The sequence below is a fragment of the Streptomyces sp. NBC_01410 genome (assembly GCF_045040195.1).
Lineage (GTDB): Bacteria > Actinomycetota > Actinomycetes > Streptomycetales > Streptomycetaceae > Streptomyces.
Genome location: NZ_CP109530.1, coordinates 5,382,544 through 5,395,548, shown reverse-complemented (window position 1 = coordinate 5,395,548; position 13,005 = coordinate 5,382,544). Strand labels below are relative to the sequence as shown.

Annotated in this window: 11 protein-coding genes and 1 pseudogene; 2 read left to right on the top strand and 10 right to left on the bottom strand. The window is 69.6% G+C overall.

Annotated features, from left to right (window positions below; translation table 11 throughout):
• The first annotated feature begins 50 nt into the window (after positions 1-50).
• Entirely contained in the window at positions 51-1,073 is a 1,023-nt protein-coding gene (locus OG741_RS24925) for a sigma-70 family RNA polymerase sigma factor (protein ID WP_266486866.1), read from the top strand.
• 7 nt (positions 1,074-1,080) lie between these two features.
• Here OG741_RS24925 and OG741_RS24920 read toward each other — a convergent pair whose 3' ends face one another.
• The 7 genes from OG741_RS24920 to OG741_RS24890 form a co-directional block, all read right to left on the bottom strand.
• Positions 1,081-1,398 carry an STAS domain-containing protein gene (locus OG741_RS24920; protein ID WP_405601389.1) on the bottom strand — a complete coding sequence of 106 codons (318 nt, stop codon included), beginning with the start codon at positions 1,396-1,398 and terminating at the stop codon, positions 1,081-1,083.
• Between the two features lie 182 nt (positions 1,399-1,580).
• Complete coding sequence (locus tag OG741_RS24915) at positions 1,581-2,858, bottom strand: thymidine phosphorylase (protein WP_405601386.1); 1,278 nt, start codon at positions 2,856-2,858, stop codon at positions 1,581-1,583.
• A gap of 90 nt (positions 2,859-2,948) precedes the next feature.
• A complete protein-coding gene (locus tag OG741_RS24910; protein ID WP_405601384.1) occupies positions 2,949-3,350 on the bottom strand; it encodes a cytidine deaminase in 402 nt (133 codons plus the stop codon).
• Positions 3,347-4,618 (bottom strand): ABC transporter permease, encoded by a 1,272-nt coding sequence (locus OG741_RS24905; protein WP_405601382.1) that lies wholly within the window; start codon positions 4,616-4,618, stop codon positions 3,347-3,349. Before OG741_RS24905 ends, OG741_RS24910 begins: the two co-directional genes overlap by 4 nt.
• Positions 4,615-5,721, bottom strand: coding sequence for an ABC transporter permease (locus OG741_RS24900; protein ID WP_405601379.1), 1,107 nt, complete (start codon positions 5,719-5,721; stop codon positions 4,615-4,617). Before OG741_RS24900 ends, OG741_RS24905 begins: the two co-directional genes overlap by 4 nt.
• Complete coding sequence (locus tag OG741_RS24895) at positions 5,718-7,256, bottom strand: ABC transporter ATP-binding protein (protein ID WP_405605756.1); 1,539 nt, start codon at positions 7,254-7,256, stop codon at positions 5,718-5,720. Before OG741_RS24895 ends, OG741_RS24900 begins: the two co-directional genes overlap by 4 nt.
• A gap of 255 nt (positions 7,257-7,511) precedes the next feature.
• Positions 7,512-8,558 carry a BMP family protein gene (locus OG741_RS24890; protein ID WP_405601377.1) on the bottom strand — a complete coding sequence of 349 codons (1,047 nt, stop codon included), beginning with the start codon at positions 8,556-8,558 and terminating at the stop codon, positions 7,512-7,514.
• 350 nt (positions 8,559-8,908) lie between these two features.
• On the opposite strand from OG741_RS24890, the pseudogene OG741_RS24885 reads away from it, so the two are divergent.
• A pseudogene (locus tag OG741_RS24885) lies at positions 8,909-9,100 on the top strand (RNA polymerase subunit sigma-70); the annotation flags it as partial.
• A 302-nt stretch (positions 9,101-9,402) separates the two neighbouring features.
• Here the strand turns inward: OG741_RS24885 and OG741_RS24880 are convergent.
• The 3 genes from OG741_RS24880 to OG741_RS24870 form a co-directional block, all read right to left on the bottom strand.
• Positions 9,403-10,635, bottom strand: a complete 1,233-nt coding sequence (locus tag OG741_RS24880; protein WP_405605754.1) for an amidohydrolase — start codon at positions 10,633-10,635, stop codon at positions 9,403-9,405.
• Between the two features lie 173 nt (positions 10,636-10,808).
• Entirely contained in the window at positions 10,809-11,891 is a 1,083-nt protein-coding gene (locus OG741_RS24875) for a hypothetical protein (protein ID WP_405601374.1), read from the bottom strand.
• A gap of 187 nt (positions 11,892-12,078) precedes the next feature.
• Positions 12,079-13,002 carry an N-acetylneuraminate synthase family protein gene (locus OG741_RS24870; protein WP_266486854.1) on the bottom strand — a complete coding sequence of 308 codons (924 nt, stop codon included), beginning with the start codon at positions 13,000-13,002 and terminating at the stop codon, positions 12,079-12,081.
• Between the last annotated feature and the right edge of the window lie 3 nt (positions 13,003-13,005).

Here is a 13,005-nt window from a genome sequence, read left to right as displayed (position 1 = left end):
GTAGGTTCCGAAGGGCTGGTGCCGATGGGCGACAGGGGTGGATGGACCCGATGAGTGATCTGGCAACGACGAAGGATCTCGATTCCCGGCTTGAGCAGTACCGGCGCGAGCTGACGGGTTACTGCTATCGCATGCTGGGCTCCGCCTTCGAGGCGGAGGACGCCGTCCAGGACACGATGGTCCGGGCCTGGCGCAATTTCGAGAAGTTCGAGGGGCGCTCGTCCCTGCGCTCCTGGCTCTACCGCATCGCGACGAACGTCTGTCTGGACATGCTCAACGCCGGCAATCGCCGGGCCCGCCCGATGGATCTCACGGCCCCCACCCCGGTGGCCCAGGCACAGCTCACCTCCCGCCCGGAGATCACCTGGCTGGAGCCGGTGCCCGACGGGCGGGTGCTGCCGTCGGTCGCCGACCCGGCCGAGACGGCGGTGGAGCGGGAGACGATCCGGCTGGCGTTCGTCGCGGCGCTGCAGCATCTGCCGCCCAAGCAGCGGGCGGTGCTGATCCTGCGCGAGGTGCTGGCCTGGAAGGCGAGCGAGGTGGCGGAGCTGCTGTCCACCTCGGTCGCCTCCGTCAACAGCGCGCTGCAGCGGGCGCGGGCGACGCTCGCCGAGTCGGAGCCGGCCACGACGGACGCTGCCGACCCGCTCGACGAGGAGCAGCAGAAGCTCCTCGACCGCTATGTCGCGGCCTTCGAGGGGTACGACATGAAGGCGCTCACGGCACTGCTCCACGAAGACGCGACCATGTCCATGCCGCCCTACGACCTGTGGCTGCGCGGCCACGACGACATCGTGGGCTGGATGCTCGGTGTCGGCGAGGTCTGCCGGGGCTCGAAGCTGGTGCCGACCGTGGCCAACGGCTCCCCGGCCTTCGCGCACTACCACCCGAGCCAGAGCGGCGAGGGGTACGAGCCGTGGGCGCTCATCGTCCTGGAGATCAGGAACGGCATGATCGGCGGGATGGACTTCTTCCTGGACACCAAGCGCTGGTTCCCGCTGTTCGAGCTGCCGCCGCTGCTGGACAAGGAGGGCGCGCCCACGGGCGGGGCGACCGGCGGGGCGACGGGTTAGCCCGCGGTCAGGCGACGGCCTCGCCGAAACCCACCAGATCAAGGAGCGCCCGCAGCTCGGGCCGGGCATCGCGCAGCCGGATCCGGCACCCCTGGCGCCGGGCGGTGAGCTGCAGCCGGGCAAGGGCGTTCACGGCGGCCAGGTCGGCGTGGGTGAGTTCGCCGACGTCACAGATCACCTCGGTGGCATCACTGTGGATGAGCAGTGCGGCCAACTCCTCGCACAGGCGCGGCACATCGGCCGGTGACACTCTCCCGGCGATGCGCACGACGATGGGCTGCGCGGCGTCCACACCGAAGGGACTGCCCCTGCGGCCGGAACTCATCGCGATACCCGGTCTGCGCCCATGACCCACCTTCCCGTCCCTGGCAGGGGCGGATATGCCCTGCTCTGTGGACCGCCCGGCGGGGCGAATCTCATCGGCTCGTCGCCTTCCGGCGCGAAAACGGGACCGGTGGCTCGCGCCGCCGGTCCCGTTCCCGTTCTCGTTCCCGTACTGACAATGCGTCAGGCGATACGGTCCAGCACGATCGGGTTCGCGGTGAACTCCGTGCCCGCCGGGGCGATGTCGTACGCCGACTTCAGCGAGTCCAGCGCGTAGTCGAACTTCGCAGGGGTGTCCGTGTGCAGGGTCATCAGCGGCTGCCCCGTCGTCACCTGCTCGCCCGGCTTCGCGTGCAGCTCCACGCCCGCGCCCGCCTGCACCGGGTCCTCCTTGCGCGCGCGGCCCGCGCCCAGGCGCCAGGCGGCGATGCCGACGCCGTACGCGTCGAGACGGGTGAGCACACCGGAGGCGGGTGCGGTCACCACATGCTGCTCGCGGGCGACCGGGAGCGTGGCGTCGGGGTCGCCGCCCTGGGCCGCGATCATGCGGCGCCAGACGTCCATCGCGGAGCCGTCGGCAAGGGCCTTGGCCGGGTCGGCGTCCTTGATGCCGGCCGCTTCCAGCATTTCGCGGGCCAGCGCCAGGGTCAGCTCGACGACATCGGCGGGGCCGCCGCCCTCCAGGACCTCGACGGACTCGCGGACCTCCAGGGCGTTGCCCGCGGTGAGGCCGAGCGGGGTGGACATGTCGGTGAGCAGCGCGACGGTCCTGACTCCGCTGTCGGTGCCCAGCGCGACCATGGTGGAGGCCAGTTCGCGGGCGTCCTCGATGGTCTTCATGAAGGCGCCGGTGCCGACCTTGACGTCCAGGACCAGGGAGCCGGTGCCCTCGGCGATCTTCTTGGACATGATCGAGGAGGCGATCAGCGGGATGGCCTCGACGGTGCCGGTGACATCGCGCAGCGCGTAGAGCTTCTTGTCCGCGGGAGCCAGGCCGTCGCCCGCCGCGCAGATCACCGCGCCGGTGGTGTCCAGGACGTGCAGCATCTCCTCGTTGGAGAGCAGTGCGCGCCAGCCGGGGATGGACTCCAGCTTGTCGAGGGTGCCGCCGGTGTGGCCGAGGCCGCGGCCGGACAGCTGCGGTACGGCGGCGCCGCACGCGGCGACGAGGGGCGCGAGCGGCAGCGTGATCTTGTCGCCGACGCCGCCGGTGGAGTGCTTGTCGGCGGTGGGGCGGGAGAGCGCGTCGAAGTTCATGCGCTCGCCGGACGCGATCATCGCGGCGGTCCAGCGGGCGATCTCCGTACGGTTCATGCCGTTCAGGAGGATCGCCATCGCCAGCGCCGACATCTGCTCGTCGGCGACCTCACCGCGCGTGTAGGCGTCGATGACCCAGTCGATCTGCTCGGGGCTCAGCTCGCCCCGGTCCCGCTTGGTGCGGATGACGGAGATGACGTCCATGGAATTCCTCCAGAGTGGCTCAGAGTCGCTCTACGCGCATAGAGAAAGCGTAGGGGAACGGCCCTTCCGCTGGAGCGGAAGGGCCGAGTGCTAACCCAGATGCCCCGGCCCGAAGGCCTGCGGAAGCATCTCGGAGAGCGGGAGTACCCCTGCCGGGGTCTCCACCAGCAGCTCGGGGCCGCCGAATTCGTACAGCAGCTGACGGCACCTGCCGCACGGCACCAGGATCTCGCCGCGGCCGTCCACACAGGTGAAGTGCGTCAGCCGGCCGCCGCCGGTGGCCTGGAGCTGGGAGACCAGGCCGCACTCCGCGCACAGGCTGAGCCCGTACGAGGCGTTCTCGACGTTGCAGCCGATCACCGTGCGGCCGTCGTCGACGCGCGCGGCCACGCCGACCGGGAAGGTCGAATAGGGGGCGTACGCATGCGACATCGCCTCGCGCGCCAGCTCGCGCAGCGCGTCCCAGTCGAATTCCCGGTCGGCGTCGCTCACTTGCCCTGACCCCTCTTGTACGGAAGGCCGTCAGCCTTGGGCGGCCGCAGCCGCTGCGCGGACAGCGCCAGGACCAGCAGCGTGGTGACATACGGCGCGGCGTCCACGAACTGGCTGGGCAGCGCGTCGGTCAGTGCGTACCAGGCGTACAGGCCGGCGGCCACAGCCAGGCAGATCGCGGCCTGCCAGTGCTTCTTCTTGTACAGCTGCCAGGCGAAGGCCAGCACCAGCAGGATCGCCAGCAGCAGAAGCATGGCGTGGACGTTCTCGGCGCCGCCGCGCAGCTTGAGGCTGTCGGTGAAGCCGAAGAGTCCGGCGCCCAGCGCCATGCCGCCGGGCATCCAGTTACCGAAGATCATCGCGGCGAGACCGATGTAACCGCGGCCGCCGGTCTGGCCCTCCTGGTAGATGCCGGTGGAGACGATGGCGAGGAAGGCGCCGCCGAGTCCGGCCAGGCCACCGGAGACGAGGACGGCGATGTACTTGTACTTGTAGACGTTGACGCCGAGGGACTCGGCGGCGACGGGGTTCTCACCGCAGGACCGCAGCCGCAGACCGAAGGACGTGCGCCACAGCACCCACCAGGTGCCCGGAACCAGCAGGAGCGCCACGACGGTCAGCAGCGACAGGTTGGTCACCAGACCGCCGAGCGCACCGGCCAGGTCGGAGATGAAGAACCAGTGCCTGGCCTGCAGGTCCGCCAGCCAGTCCGAGAGTCCCGGAATGGTGATGTCGTAGATCTGGTCGATGCGCGGGGACTGCTTGGAGGAGCCGCCCTCGGCCTCGCCGAAGGTGAAGTTCGACAGATAGCGGGTGACGCCGACGGCCAGGATGTTCACGGCCACACCGGAGACGATGTGGTTGACGTTGAACGTGACCGTCATGACCGCGTGCAGCAGACCGCCGAGCGCGCCGCCGACGATGCCCAGCAGGACACCGGTCCAGGGGCCCCACTGGTAGCCCGCCCAGGCGCCGAACCAGGTGCCGAGGATCATCATGCCCTCGAGGCCGATGTTGACCACACCCGCGCGCTCGGCCCACAGACCGCCGAGTCCGGCGAGGCCGATCGGCACGGCCAGCTGGAGGGCTCCGGCGACCTGGCCGACGGAGGTGAGGTCGTTGGCACCACTGATCACCCGGACCAGCGAGAACAGCGCGAGGCCGCCCGCGATGATCAAAAGGATCACGGGCAGGGACAGCTTGCGGCGTCCGCCGCCCTTCTTGGGCGCGGTGGACACCATCGAGACGGTGCTCGTGGACTCGCTCATGCCGCGACCTCCTCACTCTTCTTGGCCTGCGCGGCAAGCTCCTCGCCGACCTTCTGCTGCTGTCGGCGAAGCCCGTACTGGCGCACGATCTCGTAGGACACGACGACCGCGATCACGATCAGGCCCTGCATGATCGTGGCGATCTCCTTCTCGTAGCCGTGCTGGTCCAGCTCGGCCGAGGCCTTGTCCAGGAACGAGAGGAGCAGTGCCGCGAAGAAGATGCCGATCGGGTTGTTGCGCCCCAGCAGGGCGATGGTGATGCCCGTGAAGCCGACACCGACCGGGAAGCTCAGGCTGTAGGTGTGGGTGTCGCCCAGCAGCAGCGGCAGACCGGCAAGTCCGGCTACCGCGCCGGAGATCAGCATGGCGGTGAGGATCATCCTCTTGGCGTCGACGCCGCTCGCCTGGGCGGCGGACTCGCTGGCGCCGGTGGCCCGCAGGTCGAAGCCGAAGCGGGTGCGGTTGAGCACGAACCAGTACACGATGCCCAGCGCGAAGGCGACGAAGGTGAAGCCATAGATGACTCCGCCGTCGACGTCCACGCCCGGGAACCAGCCCGACTCGGGGATCTCGCCGGTGGTCAGGTCGTTGGAACCGGGCAGCTGCACACCGAGGTTGGCGGGCAGGATCATCCAGGCGATGAGGCTGGTGGCGATCGCGTTCAGCATGATCGTGGAGACGACCTCGCTGACCCCGCGGGTGGTCTTCAGGACACCCGCGATACCGGCCCAGATGGCTCCGACGCCCATGGCGACGAGCACGATCAGCAGGATGTGGATCGGGCCCGGCAGATCGACGTTGGCACCGACGACGGCGGCGAGCATCACCGCGAGGCGGTACTGGCCGTCCACACCGATGTTGAACAGGTTCATCCGGAAGCCGACGGCGACGGCGAGTGCGGCCAGGTAGTACGTACCGGTCGTATTGACGATGTTGACCTGTACGTCGGTGAACTGGGCCGTGTCGTACATGATTTTGTACGGCTCGATCGGATCACGGTCCGAGACGAGCAGCACCAGCGAGGTGAGCGCGAAGGCCACGACCAGCGCGAGCGCCGGGCCGGCGATGCCCAGCAGCAGCCGGTCCTTGTCGAACTTCTTCATCGGCCCTCACCGTTCTCAGGCTGCTCGGGTGCTTCGAGGTGGCCGGTGGCAGCTCCGGTCATGGCCGAGCCCAGCTCCTCCGGGGTGATCGTGGCGGGGTCGGCGTCCGCGACCAGCCGGCCCCGGTACATCACCCGCAGGGTGTCGGAGAGCCCGATGAGCTCGTCCAGGTCGGCGGAGATCAGCAGCACCGCGAGGCCCTCGCGGCGCGCCTCGCGGATCTGGTCCCAGATCGCCGACTGCGCGCCGACGTCCACGCCACGGGTCGGGTGCGCGGCGATCAGCAGCTTGGGGTTGTGGCTCATCTCGCGGCCGACGATCAGCTTCTGCTGGTTGCCGCCGGAGAGGGAGGCAGCGGTGACCTCGATGCCGGGGGTGCGCACGTCGTACTCGCGCACGATCCGCTCGGTGTCCTTGCGGGCACCCTTGAGGTCGAGCAGGCCCCGCTTGCTGTTGGGCTCCTCGGTGACATGGCCGAGGATGCGGTTCTCCCAGAGCGAGGACTCCAGGAGCAGACCGTGCCGGTGGCGGTCCTCGGGGATGTAGCCGATGCCGCCCTCGCGGCGCTTGCGGGTCGGCGCGTGCGAGATGTCGTCGGTGTCGAGCGTGATGACACCGCCGTCGGGGATGCGCATCCCGATCAGGGCCTCGATGAGCTCGGTCTGACCGTTGCCCTCGACACCGGCGACACCCAGCACCTCGCCCTTGTGAATGGTGAAGTTGATGCCCGCGAGGACCTCGCGGACGACACCGTCGGGGTCGGTCACGGTCAGCTTCAGGTCGGAGACCTGAAGCATCGGCACGTCCGTCACCGTCGACTCGCGGGTCTCCGGCGAGGGCAGCTCGCTGCCGACCATCAGCTCGGCGAGCTGCTTCGTGGTTGTGGTGTGCGGGTCGGCGGTGCCGACCGTCGTACCGCGGCGGATGACCGTGATCTCGTCGGCGACCCTCAGGACCTCGCCCAGCTTGTGCGAGATGAAGATGACCGTGAGGCCCTCGGCCTTGAGGTCGCGCAGGTTGTCGAAGAGCGCGTCGACCTCCTGCGGGACGAGCACGGCGGTGGGCTCGTCGAGGATCAGGGTGTGGACGCCGCGGTAGAGGACCTTGAGGATCTCCACGCGCTGGCGGTCGGCGACACCGAGGTTCTCGACCAGGGCGTCGGGGCGCACGTTCAGGCCGTACGCGTCCGAGATCTCCTGGATCTTCTTACGGGCCCGGGCACCGATGCCGTAGAGCTTCTCGCCGCCGAGAACCACGTTCTCCAGCACGGTGAGGTTGTCGGCCAGCATGAAGTGCTGGTGGACCATGCCGATGCCGCGCGCGATGGCGTCGGCCGGGCTGGAGAAGGTGACCTGGGCGCCGTCGACGGTGATGGTGCCCTCGTCCGGCTTCTGCATGCCGTAGAGGATCTTCATCAGGGTCGACTTGCCGGCACCGTTCTCACCGACGAGGGCGTGCACGGTGCCCTTGCGGACGGTGATGTCGATGTCGTGGTTGGCGACGACGCCGGGGAAGCGCTTGGTGATGCCGCGCAGTTCTACGGCGGCAGGAGGGCTGGACGCGTTGATGACGCACTCTCCTTGGCGGGAAAGGTGCCTGGAGGGCAGGCGGGACGGGCTGTGGGAATGCAAGGCAGGGGATGGAGCGAAGCTATCGTGCCCCAGGACGCTCTACGCGCGTAGCACAGCCGAATAACGAAAACCGATGGCCAGAACCCGGGCCGGGGCCCGGAGGGGCGGCTGTGTGCCGCCGTCTCCGGACCCGTATGCCTTATGTCCTGGCGCGCCCGACTACGGAGCGGTCTTGACCGTGATCGTGCCGTCGGTGATGGCGGCCTTGGCCTTGTCCACCGCTGCGGTCACGTCGGTCATCTTGGTGTAGGCCGGGTTGGAGGCGGCCAGGCCGACACCGTTCTTGGCGAGGCCGTAGCGGATCTCACCGGTCTGCGGCTTGCCGTCCTCGACCGACTTGATCAGGTTGAAGACCGCGCCCGTGACATCCTTGGTCACCGAGGTGAGGATGGATGCCTTGTAGGCCGCGAGGCCCTTCTGGTTGTACTGGTCGGAGTCGACACCGATGGCCCACTTCCCGGCCTTCGACGCGGCCTCGATCGAGCCCGAGCCCGCCAGACCGGCGGCGGCGTAGACCACGTCGGCGCCCGCGTCGATCTGGCCCTGCGCGGCGGCCTTGCCCAGGTCGGGCTTGGAGAAGCCACCGAAGTCCGGCGGCTGCGTCAGGTACTGGACCTTGACGGTGACGTTCGGCTTGGTGTCCTTGACGCCCTGGACGTAGCCCGCCTCGAACTTCTTGATCAGCGGGGTCTCGACGCCGCCGATGAAGCCGACGATGTTCGACTTGGTCACCTTGGCGGCGGCGACGCCGGCCAGGTAGGACCCCTGCTCCTCGTTGAAGACCAGGTTGGCGATGTTCTTGCCGGTCTTGGAGGTGTCGTCGATGAGGCCGAAGGTGGTGTTCGGGAACTTCGGCGCGACCTGGGCGATGGCGGGGGCGTAGGCAAAGCCGACACCGATCACCGGGTTGTTGCCGGCGCGGGCCAGCGACGTGAGGCGCGAGACCTTGTCCGGGTCGCCCTCACCCTCGGTGGGCTCCGCCTCGGTGCCCTCGACCTTGAGGTCCTTCTCGGCCTTGGCCAGGCCGGCGTAGGCGGCGTCGTTGAACGACTGGTCGCCACGGCCGCCGATGTCGTATGCGATGGCGACCTTGCCGCCGTTGTCCGAGCTGGAGTCGGAAGACGAATTGCCGCCACATGCGGTGGCGGACAGCGCGAGAGCCGCGGACGCGATGCCCACGGTGGCGATCCTGGTGATCCGGCGCACTGAGGGGCTCCTTAAAACCTGACCGAAAGCGCCAGTTCCGGCGCTGGTTTCGCGGCGATCGTAACGCGCGTAGATGTCAGTTAAAGCCCTGTTCATGAGTCGTTATCGTATCGTCGCGAACAGGCCATCAGCTTTGCGCGCAGTAGCGGCTCGAGAACGCAAGGTACACCCGCGGGGGCCGCCGCTCGGCCCTGTCACACGGCAGGGTGGCTGATTTCCAGGAAACCACTCGTGTGGGCGGGGGACCAGAGGAGGAGGCACACGAGATGCCGGGACGACTGCTCGCGTGAACCCGGCCGGGGCCTGCGGGAAACAGAGGGTGTGACCACACCGCCAGAGACGGAGACCCTGTGATCGGCCCACCGGACACCACCGGCGGCGGCCATGACGATTCGGCCGTCATAGCCCGCTCGTTGGAGCGCCCCGAGGTCTTCGCCGAGCTGTACAGCCGGTACGCCGCCGACATCCACCGGTACGCCACCCGGCGGCTCGGTGACGCGGCCGCCGACGACATCACGGCCGATACGTTCCTCGCCGCGTTCACACCTTCCAGGTGCTGTTCGACCCGGAGACCTTCGCCTTCCGGGGCTTCCGGCTCGTCGCAGGGATGGGCACTTCGTCAACGGCAAGGCTTCAGGCGGCCCCTACGTGGCCAAGGGCACGGTGCTCGCCACCGCCGTGCGGGTCACCACGAAGGTCGTCGACAAGGCCGGCGCCCGCACCTGAGACGTTCCGCCCGCCCCGGCACGGGGGTCCGGGACGGGGGTCCGGGACGGGGGTCCGGGACGGGGGTCCGGGACGGGGGTCCGGGACGGGCGGGCAACGGGGTCGGCAATGCCGTGGGTCAAGACACCTGGACGCGCTCGGCGTCCAGCAGCGCGGCCGCGGTGAAGAGCTCGACGCCGACCTGGATCGCGTGCTCGTCGGCGTCGAAGTCACCCCGGTGCAGATCACGGCGCGTCGTGTCGCCGGGTGTGCGCACGCCCAGCCGTGCCATCGCGCCCGGGACGTGCTCCAGGTACCAGGAGAAGTCCTCGCCGCCCAGGCTCTGTTCCGTGTCCTCGATCGCGCCTGATCCACGGCGCGCCGTCTGCGCGTCACGCAGCAGCTCGGTCACGGCCGGGTCGTTGACCACCGGCGGGACCCCGCGGATGTAGTTGATCTGCGACTTGGCCCGGTGCAGCGTGGCGATCTCATCGATGGCGGCGTGCACCAGGTCGGGGGCCGCGCGCCAGCCCGGCAGGTCCAGGCAGCGCACCGTTCCGGACAGTTCGGCGTGCTGCGGGATGACGTTGCAGGCGTGGCCCGACTCGATACGGCCCCAGGTGAGGGCGAGCCCGGAGCGGGCGTCGACGCGGCGGGCGAGCAGGGCGGGGACGTCGGTGACGATCCTGGCCGCGGCCGTGACCAGGTCGGTGGTCAGATGCGGGCGGGCGGTGTGGCCGCCGGGGCCGTCGAGTGTGACCTCCAGGCGGTCGCAGGCGGAGGTGATGGGTCCGGGCCGCAGCCCGATGACGCCCGCGTCGACCCGGGGGTCGCAGTGAACCGCGATGATCTTGCCGACGCCGTCCAGTACGCCTGACTCCATTGCGTCGGGCGCGCCGCCCGGCAGGACCTCCTCGGCGGGCTGGAAGATCAGCCGGACGGGCTGGGGCAGCAGCCCCTGCCGGTCGAGCTCGGCCAGCACGAGCCCGGCGCCGAGGACCGTGGTGGTGTGCACGTCGTGCCCGCAGGCGTGCGCCCGGCCGGGGACGGTGGAGCGGTAGGGCACCTCTGTCTTGGTGTCCGGGATGGGAAGCGCGTCGATGTCCGCACGGATGGCGAAGAGGGGACGTACCCCGTCCCAGCTGCCGATGTCACAGATGAGCCCGGTGCCGATGGAGAGCACGCGCGGCTTGAGACCCGCCTGCTCCAGGCGCGCCTTGAGCGCCGCCGTGGTGCGGAACTCCTGGTTGCCGAGCTCCGGGTGCATGTGCAGGTCGCGGCGGAAGGCGATGAGCTCGTCGCGCAGCCGCTCGGAGAGCGTGCCTGGCAGTGCGGCTTCCCCGGGCTGGTCGGCCTCGGACTCGCGGGACATCAGTTGGTTCACCTGTTGAAGAGTAGGCCCAGACAGGGGTCAACTGACCACTGATCAACAAAAGTTCAACCCGATAGGGGAAGGAAAGATGGCCGCGAGGTGCATAGTTGCACGCTCGTGTGGGTAAGCTCACTCCTCTTCTCTACCGTAGCGCGAGTGGGCGAGCGCGCCTCTTATGCGGGGGCCGGCAGCCGCTGGACGTCGCGTGCAGTCCCCGTGACTCCCGCCAGAAACCCCTGGGCCCGCGGGGATGCGCTGTCTCTGAGCCACTCCGGGGCGATGTCGCAGACGGCCACCTGGACACCCGTACCCACCAGGGCGAGCGGCAGGGTGTGCACGACCGTGGACGGAAAGCTGAGGACCGTACGGCCGATCGGGCCACGGCGGGCGATCAGCTCCAGCGGCAGGTCCGGGCGGACGATCTCCAGGCCGGTCTCGACGGCGAGGCGGTGGAGCTTGTCCGAGCTCTCCCGGCGGTGGGCGAAATAGCGGGTGGCGCCGTGCGTACGAGCCAGGGCGGCAACCGCCTCCACATACTGGTCGAGGTCCACGACCCCCGTCTCCACCAGGGACGTGCCCACCAGGTCCGCGCCCCGCGTGATCTTGGGCGGGCCGAAGCGGGAACGGGTCCACGCGAATCGGTTCGCAGTGACGGTGATCCCGGGCGGCGGCTCGACCGGCATCGAGGTGAAGACCTCGACCTGGCGGCTGCGGGAGGGCGTGAGTCTGCGGCGGGCCAGGAAGGTGACGGGCGCGAGGACGAGTTCGCGCGGGCCCCGCCTGCCGCGCCGGTGCCAGCGCACCAGCTTCTCGCCGCGCGCGAGCTGCGCGACGAACTCCATCGTGGCCGTGCCGTCGTCGACGATGGTCAGATCCCTGCTGCCGGTCATGGTCAGCAGGAGCTGTACGTAGCGCGAGAACGGGTCACCTATGACGATGCGCTCGGCCCGGTGGAGCATCGGGGCCAGCTCCCGCACCGTCTTCAGCGGGGCCTTCGTGCCGCCGCGCGCCTCCTGCCAGCGCACCGTGAAGCCCTCGTCGCGGGCCAGCTCCGCCATCCGGCGCAGCTGGCCCCGCGACATGGGGTCGGTGGGCGACAGGACGACCACCGTGAGCTCGGCGACCGGCAGGCGTGCCGCCGCTGCCGGGCCGGTCGGCTGTGAGGGGACCCGGTCCAGCGTCGCACCGGGCCTGGAGTGGGCCCACTCCAGGACGTTCAGGAGCTGGACCGGACTCTCGACGAAAGCGAGATTCACTGAAGTTCACCTCGTGATGCCGGGACGGCCCGAGCGCCACTGCGACCGGGGGTCCGGGGGTTGCCCCCCGGGGAGACGGAGCACTGACATTCACCTCGTGATGCCGGCTGGGCCGGCCCGGCCTGCCTGTGCGGCCGGGGGTCCGGGAAGGGCTTCCCGGGGTGAGACAGCACGGCGGCCGGGCCCGTCAGACCGCGGCCGGCTCGCGGTCGTCGGCCTCGGCGACGACGCCCGCGACGCGGCGCAGCTTCTTCATCGGGGCGAGCTCGGAGTCGTAGACCTTCTTGACGCCGTCGCCGAGCGCGGTCTCGATGGTGCGGATGTCGCGGACCAGGCGCTGCAGGCCGCCCGGCTCGACGGAGGCCGCCTGGTCCGAGCCCCACATGGCGCGGTCGAGGGTGATGTGGCGCTCGACGAAGGCGGCGCCGAGCGCGACCGCGGCGAGCGTGGTCTGCAGGCCGGTCTCGTGGCCGGAGTAGCCGATCGGGACGTTCGGGTACTCGCCCTGGAGGGTGTTGATGACGCGGAGGTTGAGCTCCTCGGCCTTGGCCGGGTACGTCGAAGTGGCGTGGCAGAGCAGGATGTTGTCGCTGCCGAGCACCTCCACGGCGTGACGGATCTGCTTCGGCGTCGACATGCCGGTGGAGAGGATGACCGTCTTGCCGGTGGCGCGCAGGGCGCGCAGCAGCTCGTCGTCGGTGAGCGAGGCGGAGGCCACCTTGTGCGCGGGGACGTCGAACTTCTCCAGGAAGGCGACGGCCTCGGTGTCCCACGGGGAGGCGAACCAGTCGATGCCGCGCTTCTTGCAGTGCGCGTCGATCTGGCGGTACTCGTCCTCGCCGAACTCGACACGGTGCCGGTAGTCGATGTACGTCATCCGGCCCCACGGGGTGTCGCGCTCGATGTCCCACTGGTCGCGCGGGGTGCAGATCTCCGGGGTGCGCTTCTGGAACTTGACCGCGTCACAGCCGGCGTCGGCGGCGGCATCGATGAGCGCAAAGGCGTTGTTCAGGTCGCCGTTGTGGTTGATGCCGATCTCACCGGTGACATAGACGGGGTGGCCGGGACCGGCGGTCTTGGTGCCGAGGGTGCGCAGGCGGGACGGGCTCATGGG